This window comes from Limosilactobacillus galli, from assembly GCF_947381495.1.
Lineage (GTDB): Bacteria > Bacillota > Bacilli > Lactobacillales > Lactobacillaceae > Limosilactobacillus > Limosilactobacillus galli.
In genome coordinates this window covers 1-20,381 of sequence record NZ_CANCWK010000019.1, presented here as the reverse complement: position 1 = coordinate 20,381, position 20,381 = coordinate 1, and the positions used below count along the sequence as shown (strand labels likewise).

At 51.3% G+C, this 20,381-nt stretch carries 19 protein-coding genes and 1 tRNA gene; 18 read left to right on the top strand and 2 right to left on the bottom strand.

Annotated features, from left to right (window positions below; translation table 11 throughout):
• Positions 1 to 24 precede the first annotated feature (24 nt).
• On the bottom strand, positions 25 to 279 hold the full coding sequence (gene rpsT, locus QOS10_RS05335) for a 30S ribosomal protein S20 (RefSeq protein ID WP_104689242.1): 255 nt from the start codon (positions 277 to 279) through the stop codon (positions 25 to 27).
• 254 nt (positions 280 to 533) lie between these two features.
• Between rpsT and rpsO the strand changes: the two genes are divergently transcribed.
• The 8 genes from rpsO to QOS10_RS05295 all read left to right on the top strand — a co-directional run bounded on the left by rpsO (position 534) and on the right by QOS10_RS05295 (position 8,983).
• Positions 534 to 803, top strand: a complete 270-nt coding sequence (rpsO, locus tag QOS10_RS05330) for a 30S ribosomal protein S15 (RefSeq protein ID WP_283594241.1) — start codon at positions 534 to 536, stop codon at positions 801 to 803.
• A 194-nt stretch (positions 804 to 997) separates the two neighbouring features.
• Positions 998 to 2,809 carry a ribonuclease J gene (locus tag QOS10_RS05325; RefSeq protein ID WP_283594240.1) on the top strand — a complete coding sequence of 604 codons (1,812 nt, stop codon included), beginning with the start codon at positions 998 to 1,000 and terminating at the stop codon, positions 2,807 to 2,809.
• Between the two features lie 57 nt (positions 2,810 to 2,866).
• On the top strand, positions 2,867 to 3,778 hold the full coding sequence (locus QOS10_RS05320; RefSeq protein WP_283594239.1) for a hypothetical protein: 912 nt from the start codon (positions 2,867 to 2,869) through the stop codon (positions 3,776 to 3,778).
• Positions 3,779 to 3,985: 207 nt separating this feature from the next.
• Positions 3,986 to 5,176 (top strand): elongation factor Tu, encoded by a 1,191-nt coding sequence (gene tuf, locus QOS10_RS05315; protein ID WP_283594238.1) that lies wholly within the window; start codon positions 3,986 to 3,988, stop codon positions 5,174 to 5,176.
• 206 nt (positions 5,177 to 5,382) lie between these two features.
• A complete protein-coding gene (gene tig, locus QOS10_RS05310) occupies positions 5,383 to 6,693 on the top strand; it encodes a trigger factor (RefSeq protein ID WP_283594236.1) in 1,311 nt (436 codons plus the stop codon).
• A 135-nt stretch (positions 6,694 to 6,828) separates the two neighbouring features.
• Positions 6,829 to 8,082: an ATP-dependent Clp protease ATP-binding subunit ClpX gene (gene clpX / locus QOS10_RS05305; RefSeq protein ID WP_283594235.1), complete on the top strand. Its 1,254-nt coding sequence runs from the start codon at positions 6,829 to 6,831 to the stop codon at positions 8,080 to 8,082.
• Positions 8,083 to 8,092: 10 nt separating this feature from the next.
• The gene (yihA, locus tag QOS10_RS05300) at positions 8,093 to 8,683 is read left to right on the top strand and encodes a ribosome biogenesis GTP-binding protein YihA/YsxC (protein ID WP_283594233.1); all 591 of its coding nucleotides are present in this window, start codon (positions 8,093 to 8,095) and stop codon (positions 8,681 to 8,683) included.
• Positions 8,684 to 8,983 (top strand): nucleoside triphosphate pyrophosphohydrolase family protein, encoded by a 300-nt coding sequence (locus QOS10_RS05295; RefSeq protein ID WP_283594231.1) that lies wholly within the window; start codon positions 8,684 to 8,686, stop codon positions 8,981 to 8,983.
• Between the two features lie 109 nt (positions 8,984 to 9,092).
• On the opposite strand, the gene QOS10_RS05290 is transcribed toward QOS10_RS05295, so the two are convergent.
• A complete protein-coding gene (locus QOS10_RS05290; RefSeq protein WP_283594230.1) occupies positions 9,093 to 9,233 on the bottom strand; it encodes an SPJ_0845 family protein in 141 nt (46 codons plus the stop codon).
• 148 nt (positions 9,234 to 9,381) lie between these two features.
• Between QOS10_RS05290 and uvrC the strand changes: the two genes are divergently transcribed.
• From uvrC to QOS10_RS05240, 10 genes are all read left to right on the top strand, one after another.
• Entirely contained in the window at positions 9,382 to 11,193 is a 1,812-nt protein-coding gene (uvrC, locus tag QOS10_RS05285; RefSeq protein ID WP_283594229.1) for an excinuclease ABC subunit UvrC, read from the top strand.
• Positions 11,194 to 11,258: 65 nt separating this feature from the next.
• Positions 11,259 to 12,572: a GTPase ObgE gene (obgE, locus tag QOS10_RS05280; RefSeq protein WP_283594228.1), complete on the top strand. Its 1,314-nt coding sequence runs from the start codon at positions 11,259 to 11,261 to the stop codon at positions 12,570 to 12,572.
• Positions 12,573 to 12,601: 29 nt separating this feature from the next.
• Entirely contained in the window at positions 12,602 to 13,552 is a 951-nt protein-coding gene (gene rnz / locus QOS10_RS05275; RefSeq protein ID WP_283594227.1) for a ribonuclease Z, read from the top strand.
• Positions 13,552 to 14,385: an SDR family NAD(P)-dependent oxidoreductase gene (locus QOS10_RS05270; RefSeq protein ID WP_283594226.1), complete on the top strand. Its 834-nt coding sequence runs from the start codon at positions 13,552 to 13,554 to the stop codon at positions 14,383 to 14,385. The genes rnz and QOS10_RS05270 overlap by 1 nt, the downstream gene beginning before the upstream one ends.
• An 82-nt stretch (positions 14,386 to 14,467) precedes the next feature.
• The gene (gene recJ, locus QOS10_RS05265; protein WP_283594225.1) at positions 14,468 to 16,792 is read left to right on the top strand and encodes a single-stranded-DNA-specific exonuclease RecJ; all 2,325 of its coding nucleotides are present in this window, start codon (positions 14,468 to 14,470) and stop codon (positions 16,790 to 16,792) included.
• A 16-nt stretch (positions 16,793 to 16,808) separates the two neighbouring features.
• Entirely contained in the window at positions 16,809 to 17,327 is a 519-nt protein-coding gene (locus QOS10_RS05260) for an adenine phosphoribosyltransferase (protein WP_283594223.1), read from the top strand.
• Between the two features lie 89 nt (positions 17,328 to 17,416).
• Complete coding sequence (locus QOS10_RS05255; RefSeq protein WP_283594222.1) at positions 17,417 to 18,043, top strand: DUF308 domain-containing protein; 627 nt, start codon at positions 17,417 to 17,419, stop codon at positions 18,041 to 18,043.
• 67 nt (positions 18,044 to 18,110) lie between these two features.
• Positions 18,111 to 18,199, top strand: a tRNA-Ser gene (locus QOS10_RS05250).
• A gap of 230 nt (positions 18,200 to 18,429) precedes the next feature.
• Positions 18,430 to 19,134 (top strand): ribonuclease H family protein, encoded by a 705-nt coding sequence (locus tag QOS10_RS05245; protein ID WP_283594221.1) that lies wholly within the window; start codon positions 18,430 to 18,432, stop codon positions 19,132 to 19,134.
• A gap of 11 nt (positions 19,135 to 19,145) precedes the next feature.
• Entirely contained in the window at positions 19,146 to 20,303 is a 1,158-nt protein-coding gene (locus QOS10_RS05240) for a hydroxymethylglutaryl-CoA synthase (RefSeq protein WP_283594220.1), read from the top strand.
• Positions 20,304 to 20,381: the final 78 nt, after the last annotated feature.

The window sequence follows — 20,381 nt, the reverse complement described above, 5'->3', positions numbered from 1 at the left end:
ATTACCTGTTGCCGTTATCGGTCATTACTTGTTGTAACGAGCTGATAAACGTGACTTGTCACGTGCAGCCTTGTTAGCCTTGATAAGGCCCTTGGAGTGTGCACGGTCAATTGCTGAGATAGCATCCTTGTATAACTTTTCAAGGTCATCTTCACCAGCAAGCTTTGCCTTGTCGAACTTCTTGATAGCAGTCCGCATGTGGCTTAATTGAGAAGCGTTCTTAGCTTCGGCCTTGGCACTAGTTTTAACACGCTTGATTGCTGACTTAATAATTGGCATGAGTTTCACCTCCATTACCCGGTTATTCAGTTGACCAGAATTTTCAACGTTTTTCATTATACAAAAGACTGGCGGGCAATGCAATAGTTTCGGCGGCATTAAGAAGGGATTTTGTTGAACGCTTGCAAGCGGAGCGATAATCGGTTATAGTGTTAAAGGTAATTTAACCATTGCCTCTTCTCAGTTTAGCGATCCTCACCGACGCTATACTTAGAACTAGGCGCATCAATATATTTGAAAGGTGGGAAAATAGCATGGCTATTTCAAAAGAACGTAAGGATCAAATTATCAAGCAATTCGCAACGCACGAAGGTGACACTGGTTCAACCCAAGTTCAAGTTGCTGTCTTAACTGCTGACATCAACGAATTGAACGAACACCTTCGGACTCACAAGCACGATTACCACTCACAACGTGGTTTGATGAAGAAGATTGGTCACCGTCGTAACCTTCTGGCTTACCTTCGTCGGACTGACCTTCCTGCTTACCGTGAATTGATCAAGGCATTGGGTCTTCGTCGTTAATATCATTGCTATTCAGCGTTTCAGTTCTTTATGGAACTGGGGCGCTTTTTTTATTGGTCAATCTAACCGGTTTGGTTCCAATGCTAACTTTGATTGTGGTAAGATATGAATAGCTAATCCTGAACGAAATTAAAAATCTTGCCGTTATTTGAAACGGTAGACAGTTCAAAACTAAATAAAAGGAGAATTACTTAATGAGTAATAGCATTAAGATTATTCCGTTTGGCGGTGTCCGCGAAAACGGAAAAAACATGTACGCAGTTGAAGTTGACAAGCAAATTTTCATCTTGGATACCGGCTTGAAATACCCGGAAAACGAGTTGATGGGGATCGATGTTGTGATTCCGGACTGGGAATACCTCCGCGAACATAAGGACCGGATCGTCGGCGTATTTCTGACGCACGGTCATGCAGATTCCATCGGGGCCCTGCCGTACTTTTTGATGGACTTCAATGTTCCGGTATTCGGGAGTGAGATGACGATTGCCCTGGCTAAGCTGGCCGTGAAGGGGCACAAGGAAGTTAAAAAGTTCAACGACTTCCACGTTGTCGATGCCTCTACGGCAATTGATTTTGACGACGTGACGGTTTCATTCTTCCAGACAACCCACACGATTCCTGAAACGCTTGGGGTTGTTATTGAGACGAGTGCCGGCAACATCGTTTACACCGGGGACTTCAAGTTTGACCAGACTGCTACCAAGGGCTACCAAACTGACCTGGCCCGGCTGGCTGAAATTGGCTCCCAGGGTGTCCTGGCCCTGCTGAGTGATTCCGCGGGGGCTGGCATCACCGGTATCTCTGCTCGGGAGAAGGACATTGGTGAATACATCAAGGAAACCTTCAAGTACCAAAGCGGGCGGATCATTGTAGCCAGCGTGGCTTCCAACATCATGCGGGTTCAGCAGATCATCAACGCGGCCGTGGCCGTTGACCGGAAGCTGGTTCTGTCTGGCAAGGACATTGAACAGATCATCAACACGGCAATGAGCCTCGGCAAACTGAAGCTGCCAAAGGGTCTGCTGATCAGCATGAAGGAAGCTGACAAGCTGGAACCAAACCAAATGGTTATTCTGGAAACCGGGAAGATGGGTGAACCAATCAAGTCCCTCCAGCAGATTGCCGGTGGTGACAACCCTAAGCTGCACCTGACTGATACAGACCTGGTCTTTGTCACCACGACGCCTTCTTACGCTCAGGAGACGGAAGTTCAAAAGACCAAGGACATGATCTACCGGACCGGAGCCGAGGTTAAGTTCATCTCTGACGACCTCAATCCATCTGGTCATGCCAACCAGAATGATGAACAGCTGATGCTCAACTTCATGAAGCCGCAATACTTCATCCCAATTCAGGGTGAATACCGGCTGCTCGACCGGCATGCTGAGCTGGCAGAAGAGGTTGGTATTCCAGCCGACCATATCTTCATCGCCAACAAGGGGGATGTTCTTACCTATAAGAATGGTGAGTTCCATGTCGGTGACCACATCGATGTCGGTAACACCATGATCGACGGGACCGGGATCGGTGATATTGGTAACATCGTTCTTCGTGACCGGCGGGTGCTGTCTGAGGACGGGATTTTTGTCGTAGTTGCCACCATTGATCGGAAAAAGAAGAAGATCGTGGCCCGGCCGCAGATCACTTCACGAGGCTTTGTCTTCGTTAAGACCAATCGCCAGTTGATGAAGCAGAGCGCCGACCTGGTTGAAAAGGTGGTCCAGGATAACCTCGATCAGAAGGAATTCGACTGGAGCCACTTGAAGCAGGACGTCCGGGAAAAACTGAACCGCTTCCTCTTTGATCAGACCAAGCGGCACCCGGTTATTCTGCCAGTGATCATGGAGATCAACCAGCACGCCAAGCGTAAGAATAAGAGCAAAGGCGAGGCCAAGAAGGACAACAACCAGAACAATAATCAAAAGGAAAAACAACAGGGCCATCATCGCGGTGGCCGGGGCCGTGGCCGCAAACGTGAGAAGCAAAACGCCAAGGCAAAAAAATAAATTGACCGAAGAAGTGCTCAGCTGGGCACTTCTTTGTTTATGAGGGGGTATTAGATGATGAATGAAGGACAGGCAAAACGTTACCAGCAAGCGGAAAAACTCATTAAACAGGAGAAGTGGGGGTCGGCTGGCGACATCCTCGATCCCCTAGTCACGGAGACTGCTGATCCCGATGCCACTCGCCAACTGGTACGGGTCCTTTATAAAGATCATCAATACGTTCAAGCGCTCAGCAATGTTGTGGAGGAGCCCGAGCTGTTTTATCAAACTGAGAAGTTTGCCAAACTGGCGGTAAAGGTTATGGTGCAAAACCAGCGCTTCATGCTGGCCCGGCTTTTTATTGCCAATGGTCCCGCAGAGTGGCAACAAGACCTGGATAAGCTGGTTTGCGATGGCGAACAGATCGCTCAGACAAAGTACCAGCAGACGATCCAACAGCGGCTGAAGATTTTTTATCATCTGGGCGACGGTGATTTGCTGGAACAGCGGCAGCGCTTGAATGAGGCCTACGCCTTACCGCTGGATGATTTTATCCTGGGCACCCGTTTTGTCCTTCACGATCCCTTTGTTCATTACCTGATCAAGGCTGACATTATTGAAAACCTGCGCAAACTCGGGGTCGACACTCAATTGGATTATCTCTGGATTGATAACCATGAGTACCAGGTGAACCCAGCTGAAATGACAGCCCAGGATGAAGTGCCGGCAATTAAGACGGTCCGGCAGATAATCAAGGATCGATTAGGCGATCAGGATGCGATCAGCTTTCAAATGGCTAAACAGCAGTTGGAATTACAGCTGATGTTCTTATTTCCCCGCGCGGCCAACATAATTACAAATCCGACAGAGTGGGCGGAGGTCTTGTTGAAGACGCTAAATGGTCAGGAGAGCGGCAATGATACGGCGGCAGAAAAGTGGCAACAACGCTTGATGACGCTGATTTCAACGCTGTCCCAAGCGGGAAAATGAAGTTTTTCTAATTTAGACGAAAAACATCGGCAAATTTATTTACAAACGAGGGGATAGTTGATATTATATTTAAGAATTCTTCTTCAAGCCGTTGACATAAAGCTTTCAATTGGCGAAAAGAAGTAGTACAATATTCCCAAGGGTGTGTCAGTTGTTTTTTTGAAATAACTGACATTATACTTGTAAATTAACAGGAGGTTTTCATTAATGGCTGAAAAAGAACATTATGAACGTACAAAGCCCCATGTAAACATTGGTACTATTGGCCACGTTGACCATGGGAAGACTACTTTAACTGCTGCTATCACCAAGGTACTGGCAGCTAAGGGTCTGGCAAAGGAAGAAGACTACGCTGATATCGATGCCGCTCCAGAAGAAAAGGAACGTGGTATCACTATCAACACTGCCCACGTTGAATACGAAACTGAAAAGCGTCACTACGCACACATCGATGCGCCAGGTCACGCCGACTACGTTAAGAACATGATCACTGGTGCCGCACAAATGGATGGTGCTATCCTGGTTGTTGCTGCTACCGATGGTCCTATGCCACAAACTCGTGAACACATTCTTCTTGCCCGTCAGGTTGGTGTTCAATACATCGTTGTATTCTTGAACAAGACTGACTTGGTTGACGATGACGAATTGGTTGACTTGGTTGAAATGGAAGTTCGTGACCTTCTTAACGAATACGATTTCCCTGGTGACGATGTTCCAGTTGTCCGTGGTTCCGCTCTTAAGGCCCTTGAAGGTGACCCAGAACAAGAAAAGGTTATCCTTCACCTTATGGACGTTATCGATGACTACATTCCAACTCCAAAGCGTCCTACTGACAAGCCATTCATGATGCCTGTCGAAGACGTCTTCACTATCACTGGTCGTGGTACTGTTGCTTCTGGTCGTATCGACCGTGGTACTGTTAAGATCGGTGACGAAGTTGAAATCGTTGGTTTGACTGAAGATGTTCTGAAGTCAACTGTTACTGGTCTGGAAATGTTCCACAAGACTCTTGACCTTGGTGAAGCCGGGGACAACGTTGGTATCTTGCTTCGTGGTATTTCTCACGACCAAGTACAACGTGGTCAAGTTCTTGCTGAACCAGGTTCTATCCAAACTCACATGAACTTCAAGGGTGAAGTTTATGTTATGACCAAGGAAGAAGGGGGCCGTCACACGCCATTCTTCTCCAACTACCGTCCACAATTCTACTTCCACACTACTGATGTTACTGGTACTATTGAATTGCCAGATGGTGTAGAAATGGTTATGCCTGGTGATAACGTAACGTTCACTGTTAACTTGCAAAAGCCAGTTGCCCTTGAAAAGGGTCTGAAGTTCACTATCCGTGAAGGTGGACACACTGTTGGTGCCGGTGTGGTATCAGAAGTGTTAGACTAGTTTTCAATTAGGCTTTTAATAAAAGGAATTCGGTTCGCCGGATTCCTTTTTTGATTTAAAAAATGATAAAACCGTTGCGATGTCTGGCAATTGGTTGCAATTGCGTGACAGCTAGGGTAAACTAATAAAGTATGTACAGACCAACCTATATTCCTATATTAATAATGTAGCGATGGTCAAATTGATTTGTTATTGGAGGAAATAAAATGTCAGCAAAATGGGAACGCGATAGCGATGCCAGCAAAGGTACATTGACATTTGATATCGATGTAGACACTATTAAGAAGGGAATCGACGAAGCCTTCGTTGAAACCCGGAAGAAGATCACGGTGCCAGGTTTCCGTAAGGGCCGTGTTCCACGCCAAATCTTCAACCAAATGTACGGTGAAGAATCTCTCTACCAAGATGCTTTAAACAAGGTATTGCCAGATGCTTACAGTGCTGCGGTTAAGGAAACGAAGATCCAACCAGTTGCTCAACCACAAATCGAAATCAAGAGCATGGAAAAGGGTCAACCTTGGACGCTTACTGCTACGGTTGATGTTATGCCAGAAGTTAAGCTTGGTGACTACAAGGGTATGGAAGTTCCTGAACAAGACACCACGGTTTCTGACGCCGACGTTGACTCAGAAATTGAAAAGAAGCGTCAACAACAAGCTGAATTGGTTCTTAAGGAAGCCAAGCCAGCTGAAAAGGGCGACACGGTCGTTATCGACTACGAAGGTAGCGTTGATGGCAAGAAGTTTGATGGCGGTTCCGCTGATAACTACTCCCTTGAATTAGGTTCCAGCTCATTCATTCCAGGCTTCGAAGACCAACTGATCGGTCACAACTCCGGTGATGATGTGGACGTTAAGGTTACCTTCCCAGAAGACTACCACGCTAAGAACTTGGCTGGTAAGGATGCCATCTTCAAGGTTAAGATTCACGAAATCAAGGAAAAGCAACTTCCGGAATTGGATGACGACTTTGCCAAGGACGTTGACGAAGACGTTGACACGCTTGACGAACTGAAGGACAAGACCAAGAAGCAGCTCCAAGAAGACAAGGACAACCAAGCTAAGGCTGCCATTGAAGATGCTGCGATCGAAAAGGCCGTTGCCAATGCTGAAATCCAAGACATCCCACAAGCAATGCTGGACGATGACACTAACCGTCAAATGCAACAATACCTTGCTGGTATGCAACAACAGGGGATCAGCCCACAAATGTACTTCCAAATCACTGGGACTAAGGAAGACGATTTGAAGAAGCAATTTGCTAACGATGCTGAACAACGGGTTAAGACTAACCTGGTTCTGGAAGCCATTGTTGACGACGCCAAGCTTGAAGCAAGCGATGACGAAATTAAGCAAGAAATCGCCGACCTTGCCAAGCAATACGGCATGAAGGAAGACGCCGTTGAAAAGGCACTGTCAAAGGACATGCTTTCTCATGATATCAAGATCAAGAAGGCCGTTGACTTAGTTGCTGATTCAGCAAAGCAAGTTAAGGACGACAAGAAGTCTGACAAGTAATTCTTGATTTGCATCACGGCTGAAGTGTCCAATCAATTATGATTGGACACTTTTTGTTTAGTCCGGAACCACTTTGTTCGAAATTGCGGACCAATTTTGTTATGATTATTTCAGAACTTTAGAGGAGGTTTCTTAATGTTTGAAGATACCAGTGGAATGGACTCAATTCACTGCTCATTTTGTGGCAAGTCCCAAAACGAGGTAAAGAAGATTGTTGCCGGTCCCGGCGTATACATTTGTAATGAATGTGTGGATCTCTGCAAGCAGATCATTGACCAAGAACTGGCAGAGGATCAGACCGATACTGACTTCCGGGTACCAACGCCGGAAGAGATTGTCGATCAATTGGACGATTATGTTATCGGCCAGCGCGATGCCAAGAAGACGCTAGCAGTGGCGGTCTACAACCACTATAAGCGGGTCAACGCCATGATGGACGGCGATAACAACGACACTGAATTGCAGAAGAGTAATATTGCGGTGATCGGGCCAACCGGTTCTGGGAAGACTTACCTTGCCCAGTCACTGGCCCGGATCCTGAACGTGCCATTTGCAATTGCCGATGCGACGACCCTGACTGAGGCCGGGTACGTCGGTGAAGACGTTGAAAATATCATCCTGAAGCTCCTTCAAGCCGCTAACTTTGACGTTGAGCGGGCTGAGAAGGGGATCATCTACATTGACGAAATCGATAAGATCGCCAAGAAGAGTGAGAACGTTTCGATTACCCGGGACGTGTCCGGTGAAGGGGTTCAACAGGCCCTTCTGAAGATTCTTGAAGGAACGATTGCCAACGTGCCGCCGCAGGGTGGTCGGAAGCACCCCCAACAGGAATTCATTCAGGTGGACACGAAGAACATCCTGTTCATTGTCGGTGGGGCCTTTGATGGCATTGAGACGATTGTCAAGGAACGCTTGGGCGAAAAGACAATCGGTTTCGGGACCGACTCCAGTGAGGCCGATAATGTTACTGAAAAGAACATCCTTCAGCACGTCATTCCAGAGGACCTGCTCAAGTTTGGGCTGATCCCTGAATTTATTGGACGGCTGCCAGTCATGACCGCTCTGGAGAAGCTGGATGAACACGACTTGGTTCGGATCTTGACGGAGCCGAAGAATGCCCTTGTTAAGCAGTACCAGGAACTGATCCGGCTGGATGGCAGCAAGCTGACCTTTACCGATGGCGCCCTGCAAGCCATGGCCCAACAGGCGATCGCCCGGAATACCGGGGCCCGTGGTCTGCGGTCCATCATTGAAGGCGTGATGCGCGATGTCATGTTTGAACTGCCAAGTCGGAAGGACATTGCGGAAGTCGTCATTGACAAGCGCTGTGTTACCAACCACAAGGAACCGCGCTACGTAATGAAGTCAGAGAAGAAGGCAAAGTGAGGGTTCAGACATGGAAGTGCACAATGTAGACCTGACCATCAGTGCGGTGGCCGAGAGTCAGTACCCAAAGACTGATTATCCGGAAATCGCCCTGGTGGGACGCTCCAACGTCGGCAAGTCCTCGCTGACCAACGTCCTGATCAACCGACGCAATTTTGCCCACACGTCTAGTCAACCGGGCAAGACCCAGACCCTGAACTTTTATAATGTGGAGGACCAGCTCTACTTCGTCGATGTCCCGGGATATGGCTACGCGAAGGTCTCCAAGAAGGAACGGGAACGCTTTGGCCAGATGATCGAGCAGTACCTTACCCAACGTGAACAGCTACGCGGGGTGATCCAATTGGTAGATGCCCGTCATGTTCCGACAGCGGATGACGTCTCAATGTATGAGTGGTTGGCCTACTACAACATTCCGACGCTGGTCGTGGGAACCAAGAGCGACAAGGTTAAGTCCAACGTTTGGAACCGCCAGGAGAGTCAGATCCGTAAGCGGTTGGGAATGAGTGCCGATGCGTCCCTGATTCTCTTCTCAGCGGTGAACAAGCGCGGCAAAGACCAGGTATGGCAATGGATTGAAAAGCAGACGGGGATGAATTAAGTGGAGTTTAATGATTACCAGAAGGCAGCCAAGCGGACCCTTTACGGCAACGAGCAGGTTTTGACTAATTGTGCCCTGGGACTGGCTGGTGAGTCCGGCCAAGTGGTTGACCTCGTGAAGAACTATACCTTCCGGAGCAAGAAACTGGATCGGCAAGAGCTGATTCATGAGATGGGGGACGTGCTGTGGTACCTTTCGCAGATTGCGGAGTGGGCCGACATTCCCTTCGATGAGGTTGCTAAGGCCAATATCGATGAGTTAAACCGGCGCTACCCGAGCGGTTTCAAGAAACAAAAGTAAGGTTAAATCGGGGCGGCAGACCATTGTCGGACCCGGATAAAAAAGAAGCGACACCTGATGTCCAATTTATCGAACATCAGGTGTCGCTTTTGCCTTTGTACTAGGCCACTTACTTTTTCTTATCTTCGTCCTTCTTTTTGTCTGTCTTTTCGTCCGCCGGCTTCTTCTTCAGCGGCTTGAGCTTAGGGTCGACGGCAAATTGGTCGAAGAGCTTGTCGAGTTGCTGGCTACGGCGTGTTACAAGTCCCATTATTGATCGCTCCTTTATCTTTTATCAAAATGCTAGCATAAACTGGTCTGCATGTCCAAGCAGACCAGTTTATGCTAGCACTTTCTTTGCCTTTTGCCGGGATTTTAATTTATAATATTATGATTAGCAAGTCGATCGGAGGGTTATGATGGCAAGTGAATACCTTGAACATAAGCTAGCGTTGCTACCGGATAAGCCCGGCTGCTACCTAATGAAGAATATCAACGGCCAGATCATCTACGTCGGGAAGGCCAAGAATCTGAAGAACCGGGTGCGCTCGTATTTTAAGAGCAGTCATACGGGGAAGGTAGCTAAGATGGTCTCTGAGGTGGCTGATTTTGAAACGATCATTACCTCTACTAATAAGGAATCGTTCCTGCTGGAGATCACCCTGATCCAGAAACACCAGCCCTATTTCAATATCAAGCTGAAGCGGGGGACCGGCTATCCCTACATCAAGATCACTAATGAACGGGACCCACAGACGGAGATCACCGGGAAGATCAAGAAGGATGGCGCCTACTACTTTGGCCCCTATCCGAACGTCTATGCGGCGGAAGAGACCCTGCACTTCATCCAGAAGATCTACCCGCTGCGGCGGTGTCATGGCTACCAGGGACGTCCTTGCCTGTACTACCACATGGGCCAGTGCCTGGGGGCCTGCTTCAAGAAGTTGCCGCAAGAAGAGTATGATAAGCAGATTCGCCGGATCAAGTCCTTCTTGAACGGGAATACGGCCGCGGTGAAGAAGCAGCTGACTGCCCGGATGGAGAAGGCGGCCGCGGCCCTAGAATATGAGCGGGCAGCGGAGATCCGCGACCAGCTGCACTACATTGAGGTGACGGTCGAGAAGCAGAAGATTATCTCCAATGACAAGACGCCGCGGGACCTCTTCAACTTCTACATGGACAAGGGCTGGCTATCAATCCAGGTTTTCTTTATTCGCCAGGCCCGGCTGATGAAACGGGAGAAGCGGCTCTTCCCGATTGTGGATACTGCAGTGGAGGAAATGACCAGCTTTATCCTGCAGTTCTATAACCGGCGAAACAACATCCTGCCGAAGGAGATCCTCCTGCCGGCGGGGCTGCCCAATAAGGAAATCAGTGAAATCCTGGGCGTGCCGGTCCGGACACCGGAGCGGGGCGAGAAACGTGACCTGATGGACATGGCCGCTGAGAATGCCCGGCTGACCCTTGATGAAAAGTTCCGTCTGCTGGAGATGGACCAGAGCAAGACCACCGGGGCGATGAAGGAGATCACCGATGCCCTGGGTCTGCCCCCGGCCCACAAGATTGAGGCCTTTGACCACTCCCATATTCAGGGGGTTGACCCGGTCAGTGCAATGGTCGTCTTTGTCGACGGGGAACCCGCCAAGAAGCTCTACCGGAAGTACAAGCTGCAGACGGTGATCGACCACGCCGACGAAGCTGCCAGCACCCGGGAGGTCATCCGGCGCCGCTACTCCCGCCTTTTGAAGGAGGGGAAGCCGATGCCGGACATGATCTTCATGGATGGGGGCGAGATCCAGATGAACGCCGTTAAGGATGTCCTTGAAAACGAGCTCGGTCTCGATATTCCGGTAGTGGGGATGGTCAAGAACGATAAGCACAAGACGGCCGACCTGCTCTTCGGCGACCAGGACCAGCACGTCAACCTGGATCCGCGCAGTCAGGGCTTCTACCTGGTCCAGCGGATTCAAGACGAAGTACACCGCTTTGCCATTACCTTCCACCGCCGGGTCCACACCCGCCACTCACTGAGTTCGCGGCTTGATGAGATCAAGGGAGTAGGCCCACGGACCCGGACCAAGCTCCTCAAACAGTATGGTTCGATCAGCAAGATTGCCCAAGCATCGGTGGATGATATTCACGCGCTGGGGATCAACCGGCCAACCGCCCAGCTGATTAAGATTTCGCTGCAGAAGAACGCGAAGGTCGCAAAGGGAAGCAGCCATGATTGATTTTGACGCCTCCCTGATTTTCCAATATACTAATAAGGAATAATGATAGAACGGAGACAAATCGCATGAATACGTTTGTAGATCAAATTAAAATCGAGGTGCACGCCGGTAAGGGTGGCGACGGCATGGTTGCCTTTCGGCGTGAAAAATACGTCCCAAACGGGGGCCCCGCTGGGGGTGATGGCGGCCGTGGCGGCAGCATCATCCTAAAGGTGGACGAAGGACTGCGGACCCTGATGGACTTCCGTTACCACCGGATCTTCAAGGCGAAGAACGGCGGCAACGGGATGAACAAGCAGATGACCGGCCCCAGCGCGGCTGATACGGTAATCGCGGTACCTCAAGGAACCACGGTGCGGGACCTGGATACCGGTGAGATCATCGGTGACCTGGTAGAAAAGGACCAGGAGCTGGTCGTTGCCCGCGGTGGCCGTGGCGGCCGGGGCAATATTCACTTTGCCAGTGCTAAGAACCCTGCACCAGAAATCGCCGAAAACGGTGAACCGGGTGAAGATCATTACCTGGAGCTCGAATTGAAGATGCTGGCCGATGTGGGTCTGATCGGTTTCCCATCAGTCGGCAAGTCGACCCTGCTGTCAGTGGTTACTGGGGCCAAGCCAAAGATTGCGGCCTACGAGTTTACAACCCTGGTACCAAACCTGGGGATGGTAATGCTGCCGGATGGCCGGGACTTTGCCATGGCTGATATGCCCGGCCTGATCGAGGGGGCCGCTAAGGGCGTTGGCCTGGGGCTGAAGTTTTTGCGTCACATCGAGCGGACCCGGGTTCTCCTGCACCTGGTCGACATGAGCAGTGAAGACCCTAAACAGGCCATCCAGCGCTACCGGCAGATTAACCACGAACTGGCGAACTACGATCCGGAACTGCTGAAGCGGCCGCAGATTGTGGTTGCCACCAAGATGGACATGCCAAACGCTGCTGAGAACCTGGAACACTTCAAGAAGGAGCTGGCTGCTGACCAGACGCTGGATCAGACACCACGGGTCTTCCCTATCTCGGCGGTTACCCACCAGGGGGTTCAGCAGCTGATGCAATTGACGGCCGACCTGCTCGATAAGACGCCGGCATTTGACAGTGAGAGTCATGACGAGAAGCTGGTTGCCGAGTACAAGGCCACAGCGCCAGAGAAGGAGACGCAGGACTTTACCATCACCAAGGACGAGGATGGCACCTGGGTTCTTGGCGGTGCCAAGCTGTTGCGGCTCTTTGACATGACCGACCTGACCCACGAACAGAGTCAGCTGCGCTTTGCCCGGCAACTGCGGGCGATGGGAGTTGACGATGCACTGCGGGCCAAGGGAATCAAGGATGGCGACTTAGTCCGGATCAAGAAGTTCGTCTTCGAATTCGTTCAGTAAGATAAAATTAGAAGGTAGGAAATTAAGGTATGCAACTTGAATTTTTAGGAACGGGTGCGGGATCACCCAGCAAGCAGCGGAACGTCTCCAGCGTGGCGTTGCGCTTACTGGAAGAACGCAACGCAATCTGGCTGTTCGATGTTGGTGAGGCTACTCAGCACCAGATCCTCTATACAACTATTCGGCCGCGAAAGATTGAGAAAATCTTCATTACCCACTTGCACGGTGACCACATCTTTGGTCTGCCGGGGCTGCTCAGCTCCCGGTCGTTTCAGGGCGGCGACGAGCCGTTGACTATCTATGGACCGGTCGGTATCAAGCGCTTTGTGCAGACTGCGCTCCAGGTCAGCGAGTCCCGGCTCAGCTATCCCCTGCACTTCGTTGAAATCGAACATGAGGGTGAGATTTTTAAGGATGATAGCTTCACGGTCTATGCCAAGCGGCTGGACCATAAGATTACCTGCTTTGGCTACCGGGTTGTTGAACATGACCATCCTGGCGAATTGCAGGTCGACAAGCTCCGGGAAATGCACATCCCATCCGGCCCGGTCTATGGTCAGCTGAAGGCCGGCAAGACGGTTAAGCTGGACGATGGTCGGGTCCTGAACGGCCAAGATTTCATTGGGCCAGCTCAGCCAGGACGGATCGTTGCCATTCTGGGTGATACCCGGCAGACCAAGAACGCGGTTTGGCTGGCCCGGAACGCCGATGTCCTGGTTCACGAGAGTACCTTTGGCAAGGATGAGGCTAAATTGGCGCATAACTATTACCATTCGACCAGTAAGCAGGCAGCCGAGATTGCTAAAGAAGCTGGTGCCAAGCGGCTCCTGCTCAACCATATTTCGGCGCGTTACGCTGGGAAGGCTGCCTACCAACTGGCCTACCAAGTTCGCAAGCTTTTTCCAAATACGCGGGTTGTCAACGACCTGGATGTTTTCGATATTCCGTTTAAGAAGCAAGGGGAAAGGGATGGTAAGTAATGTTAGGACGTGTTAAGGCATTACGGTTCTTACGAAATGAAGTGGTGCTGATCACCGGTGGCTCCAGTGGGATCGGCAAGGCCCTGGCGTTTGAAGCGGCACGGCGGGGAGCCATTGTGGTAGTGGTTGCCCAGAACCAGGAAAAGCTGGCGGCCGTTGCCAAGAAGTGCCTGATCCTGTCCGGCCGGCCCGCCTTTGCCTATGCGGCGGACGTAACTTCCCCGCAGGCAATCGACGAGGTCCTCACCAAGGTTAAGCATGAGGTTGGGGCGATTGATGTCCTGATTAATTCGGCGGGTCTGGGTGAATTTACCGCGGCTGCCCATGAGAAGTATTCCTCAATGGCCGAAATGGTCCACGTCAACATGTTGGCCCTGATGTACATCAGCCGGTGTGTCGCCAAGCAGATGATGGATCAGGGATACGGGGCAATCATCAATGTTGCCTCACTTGCTGGCAAGATTCCGACGCCGAACAGTGCCGTCTACTCTGCCACGAAGGCCGGTGTGATCCAGTTCGATAATGTCTTGCGGATGGAAGTTGCGGACTACGGGGTTCAGGTCTTGACAGTTAACCCGGGTCCAATTGCGACTCCGTTCTTTAAGAAGGCCGACCGGACTGGTGAGTATCAGGCCCACCTGCCGAAGTGGATATTCATCGAGCCAGACGAGTTGGCCCGCCGGATCTGGGATAACGTTGGCCACAAGACCCGGGAGATCAATGTGCCGGTTTACGTGGCCTACCTTGGTTGGGCCTACCAGGTCTTCCCTGGTCTTGGCGACTGGGCAATTAAGAAGTTCTTTGATTTCCAACAGGATAAGAAGAATCTGTAGTTTTTGCGAATTGTAAAAGAAGGGCTGTCAGCGTAACTTGTGCAGCCCTTTCTTATTTTAGAAAAGGGTTAAGGGTGAAAAAATGGTTAACACACGGTTCAAATGGAAACTAGCAACGCAGGCCGATCCGGCAACGGTGAAGCAGTTGGCAAAAGACGCCCAAGTTAGCCCGGTGGTGGCCGAGCTGCTGGCTAGTCGGGGGTACGAACAGGCAACGGATGCGGCAGCGTTTCTCAAGGCCGACCCGCAGACCATTCACGATCCGCACCAGCTCCATGACATGGATAAGGCCGTTGACCGGATTCAGGAAGCAATTGAACGTGGTGAACAGATCACGGTTTATGGCGACTACGATGCTGACGGGATCACCAGTACGGCGGTGATGTACGAAACGTTGCAGGCGGTCGGCGCCAACGTTAACTACTACATCCCCAACCGCTTCAAGGATGGTTATGGGCCCAATGCCGCTGCATACCAGCGTTTAATCGAACAGGGAACCCAATTGTTTGTCACGGTCGATAATGGGGTCAGTGGGAAGGACGTCATTGATCCCGTGATGGCACAGGGGATTGACGTTGTGATCACTGACCACCATGAGATGCCGGCGGACCTGCCTGATGCCGTAGCCATCGTCCATCCCCAATATCCCGGTAGTGATTACCCGTTTGCCGGCTTGTCCGGGGTGGGGGTCGCCTTCAAGCTGGCCTGGGCGCTGACCGATGAGTTTCCGACGGAGCTGCTTGACCTGGTCGCAATCGGGGAAATTGCCGACGTAGTTAGTGTGGCCGACGAGAACCGGGCCCTGATCACAATGGGGCTGCAGGAGCTGCGCCAAGGACTGCGGCCCGGCCTGCACGCCCTGATCAAGCAGGCGGGGCTGAATGAACAGCGGCTGACCGATCAAGATATCGGATTTGGAATTGCCCCCCGCCTTAATGCGCTGGGCCGGGTGGCGGATGCCAGTCTCGGCGTTCAACTGCTAACTACCCTTGATGACCAGGAGGGCGAACAATTGGCCGCCCAGGTGGAGGCCGCTAACCAGCAACGGCGGCAACTGGTTGACCAAGTGATGACGGCAGCCAGCGAGCAGGCCCAGGCTCCGGGAAATCAGGATCAGCCGGTATTGGTACTCCTGGGCCATGGCTGGCACCAGGGAATCCTGGGGATTGTTGCCAGCCGAATCCGGGAACAGACCGGCAAGCCGATCATTGTTGCCAGCACGGATCAGGATGGGCAAGTGGCAAAGGCGTCCGGACGAAGTGATGATCGCTTTAATCTTTTTACGGCCCTGGATGCGCACCGGGACCTGATGACGGCCTTCGGTGGACACCCGGCAGCCTGCGGACTATCATTTGAAGTTGGTAAGCTGGCGGCGTTGCGGGCCGCATTGCGCGACGAAGCAGCCAAACAGAATTTTGATTGGCATGCACCGGCCCCGTTGCTGCTGGCTGCTCAACTGAAGCCTCAGGAAGTCAGCGAACAGCTATACGATGACCTGCAGAAGTTGGCGCCGTTTGGCCCGGACAATGAGGAACCGGTTTTCGAGTTCAGCGATGTTCATCCGACTAACGTGCGAACGATGGGGAAGGATAACAGTCACCTGAAGTTTATGCTGCCGGGCAAGCAGGCCGACGTGGCAGTGGTGGCCTTTGGCTGGGGCGCGGATACTCAACTCTTCCGGGCCCAGGGCGGTCAGCTCGATATTGCCGCGAAGGTGGCCATTAATGAGTGGCATGGGCAACGCCAGGTCCAACTGATGCTGGTCGATGCCCGGGTCCGGGGAACCATGGTCTTGGACGAACGGACGGCTCACCTGCGGACAGCGCACTTCCAAGAACCTGGTGAGTATGTCATCTATGACGAGCGGCTGCGCAAGAACGTTGCTCCCCACGTCGGTGCCGCTCATGCCCTGACTCCAGATGCGGCGAGTCAGATGGACCTGGCAGGCAAGACGGTGACCCTGGTCGACCTGCCAGACAGCCTGGACAGCTTTAAGAAGCTTTTCCAAAATGACACTGGGATGCCGGCAGTGGTTCGGCTGTTACTGGCGAGTCGGCATAGTGCATATCTGGCTGGGCTGCCAAGCCGCACGGACTTTGCACAAGTCTTCAAGTTCCTGAAGCAATACCCGCAAGTGCAGTGGCCGAGCCAACAAACGGCAATGAGCAAATACCTAAAAATGAATGCAGAACGATTAAATTTCGTAATTCAAGTGTTTTCTGAAGCGGGATTTGTTACAATTAAACATGGTGTTTTAAATCTGCAACCCACAAGTGGGAAGACAGACCTAAAACAAACGACACGGTATCAACAACAGCTTGCCCGTTATCAAGCAGAAAAGACATTATTATATGATGATGCGGCAACCGTTACCCAATGGATACTACAGTGCCTTAAGATGAATTAAAGGAGACAATTTTTGTATGACTTTAGACCTCTATAAATACGTTGCTAGTATTCCAGATTATCCTGAAAAGGGGATTATTTTCCGGGATATCCTGCCATTGATGGCCGATGGCGAGGCGTACAAGCAGGCAACGGATGAATTATCTGCTTATGCAAGGGACAAGCAGGTTGATATGGTAGTGGGTCCCGAGGCCCGGGGCTTCATTGTTGGCTGCCCGATCGCCCGTGAACTGGGTGTCGGTTTTGCGCCTGCCCGGAAGAAGGGAAAGCTGCCGCGTAAAGCGATCAGTGCCAGCTACAGTCTTGAGTATGGTACTGCTACTCTCCAGATGGAAGCCGACTCAATCAAGCCGGGGCAACGGGTCCTGGTGGTTGATGACCTGCTGGCAACCGGTGGAACAATTTCCGCAACAATCGAAATGGTTGAGAAGATGGGCGGCGTTGTCGCTGGCTGTGCCTTCCTAATCGAATTAAAGGATCTTCATGGTCGGGAAAAGATTAAGGATTACGACATGAAGGCTTTGATGGAGTTCTAAATTGAAGAGGCTGAGCATGTTCTCAGTCTCTTTACTATATCTGAATGCAATTAGGAAATTTAGCGTAGTTAATAAAGAGGTATCAATATATGATCTTTCTAGTTATTTTTGGCGCACTGATGTTGATCCTGGGCGGCTTTTACCTTGCCAATTCATGGCAGCAGTACCGTGAGTGGAAAGGCGGGACCATCATTGTGGTCTTGAGTCTGATCGCGGTGATCTACGGGACCATCAACTTGCCATACTTTCATCATAACCAGCGGCAGGCAAGTGACCAGGCCAGTTCCTCTTCCCAGGTAGTGCAACAGTCTGGGCAAAATGCCAGCTCATTTTCTAATAAACTTGGCAGCATCAATGCGCAGAGCAATCAGGGCAACCAGGAAGATAGGGAAATGGCCGTTCTCCGTCAGTTGCAAAAGGGTTATTCTAAGTTCGGCACGGTTTCCTTTGATGAGAAATCCAAGACATACCAGATTAAACCGACGGATGATGAGACGGTGAAGGCCCTGCAAGCCCTGATCCAGGATCCAAGCCAGGCAGAGCAGATGGGCTGGCCAAACTTGACCAAGTCAATCAAGCAGAACTCGCGTCAGGTTGATAACGTATTAACGGATGAGTATTCGCTAAGCATTGTCAACCCGGATAATACTAAACAAGCGCTCTATACCGCTAAGAACGGCAAGACTACGTACGATATTGCTAACCAGGACAACTAGGTTAGCCATTCAACTGTTGCACTTTACGCAAGTTCGAAAACTTGTTATAATGTAATAGTTGATTTTTGGAGAGTTGGCAGAGTGGTAATGCACCGGACTCGAAATCCGGCGAACCCGTGTTGAGCGGGCGCGCAGGTTCAAATCCTGTACTCTCCTTTTTATATAGCCGAGAACCCTTGATATATAAGGGTTCTTTTTTATTTATGTGCATCATGTATGCATCGAGCATGTATGTTTTCTATTTCTCTATATGATTATAGACTTGCCAATTCGCAAACCACCCCTGTTGAGACGAAGTGTGGTAAGATAATTAGTATGAAATCAGTGGTTGTCCATTATCAACGCCAGTTGAGGATGAGCGGTCTTTTTATTTGGAGGAACAGCTAGTGGCGAAGAAATTCTATGCAGTGAAGAAGGGCTACCAGCCAGGAATCTATACCTCCTGGCCGGAATGCCAGCGACAGGTCAGCGGCTATGCTGGAGCGGTCTACAAGGGCTTCCCCAGCCGGAGTACCGCACTAGCCTGGCTGAAGGGAGCAGATACTCCCGCCAAGCCGCAGCAATTGAGCCTTTCTTTGGCCGCAGATGATGCAGCTTTCGACAGCCCGGCCATTCGGCTATATACGGATGGCGGCTCGCGTAACCACGGCAATAAGCGGGGACAGCACGTCAAAAGCGACGATAAGGCGGCTTGGGCGTACCTGATTGAGTACCGCCAGCAGCGCATTACCGGGACGGACGGCGAATTTGGGGCAACTAACAACAAAATGGAAGTCACGGCCCTGGTCAAGGCATTGGAATACCTGCTTGCCCACCACTTGAATGACGAAACAATCCTGGCGACCCTGGACTCGCATTATGTTCTAGACCCGATTATGAAGGGGTGGCTCTATGGCTGGCGGCGCCGCGGCTGGGTGACCGCCAGTGGCAGTCCCGTTGCCAATCGGGAGCTGTGGGAAACGGTGCTTCGCCTACTGCCGCAATTTTCCCGCCTGCGCTTCAGCTGGACCAAGGGCCATGCGGTTAACCAGGGTAATAACACGGTTGATGAATTGCTGAATGAGACGATGGATCAGATGAAAAAGAATTGAGGTTGAATAAGATGAAGATTGGAATTGACAGAATGGCTTTTGCCACGACCGACCAGTATATTGAACTGACGGAACTGGCTGAAAAGCGAGGAGTGGACCCCAACAAGTACACGATCGGGATCGGTCAAGACCGCCAGGCAGTAGTTCCGCCAACCCAAGATATTGTGACGCTCGGGGCGCGGGCGGCCAAAAAACTATTGACACCAGACGTCACCCGGCGCCTGTCGACGATCATTGTGGCGACCGAATCCGGAATCGATAATTCCAAGGCCAGCGCCATCTACATCAAACACCTCTTGGGACTCGATGACTACATCCGGGCGGTAGAACTCAAGGAGGCCTGCTATTCCGGTACTGCCGCAATCCAGTTTGCCCGTGGGCTGGTTGCCCTGAACCCCCAAGAGACGGTCTTAGTAATTGCAGCCGACATTGCTCGCTACGGACTCAATACTCCCGGTGAAGTAACCCAGGGGGCTGGAGCGGTTGCCATGCTAATCAGTGCTGATCCGCACGTTCTGGCAATTGAACCGACGAGTGTCTCCTACAGTCGCGACCTCATGGACTTCTGGCGGCCTCTCTACGCCACGGAGGCCATTGTGGATGGGAAGTACTCGACCGGGGTCTACGTTGACTTCTTTAAGAACACCCTGACCCGCTACCTTCAACGGACCGGGCGCCGACTGGATGATTTCGCCGGGATCGCCTTCCACCTGCCATTTACCAAAATGGGCAAGAAGGGACTGGAGGGCGTTCTCCAGGATCGTGATGATGCGGTGGCTGATCGCCTCCGTGACCAGCTGACAGCCAGTCAGGTTTACTGCCGGCAGGTCGGTAACCTTTATACCGGCTCGCTGTACCTGGGCTTGATGTCGCTTTTGCAAAACGGGCAAGTTAAGCCGGGTGACCGCTTGGGGCTCTTTTCATATGGCTCCGGGGCCGAGGGCGAGTTCTACAGCGGGATTGTTCAACCAGCGTTTGCCGAAAACCTCAGCGATGTTAAGGAGGATCTGGCCGATCGGCACCGGGTTTCAATTGACGAGTATGAGCAGCTGTTCAACAGTCAATTGGGGATGCAGACGGCCGACGTCCAGTTTGACTTGCAGAATGATGATGCACCATTTGTCCTGGCTGGTCAAAAGGACCACCAGCGGATCTACCAACGACGGTAAAATAAAAAGGGGCTGTGACATAAGTCCCCAAAAATAAGCGGAGTTAGATGAAATCTTCGGATTTCATTTAACTCCGTT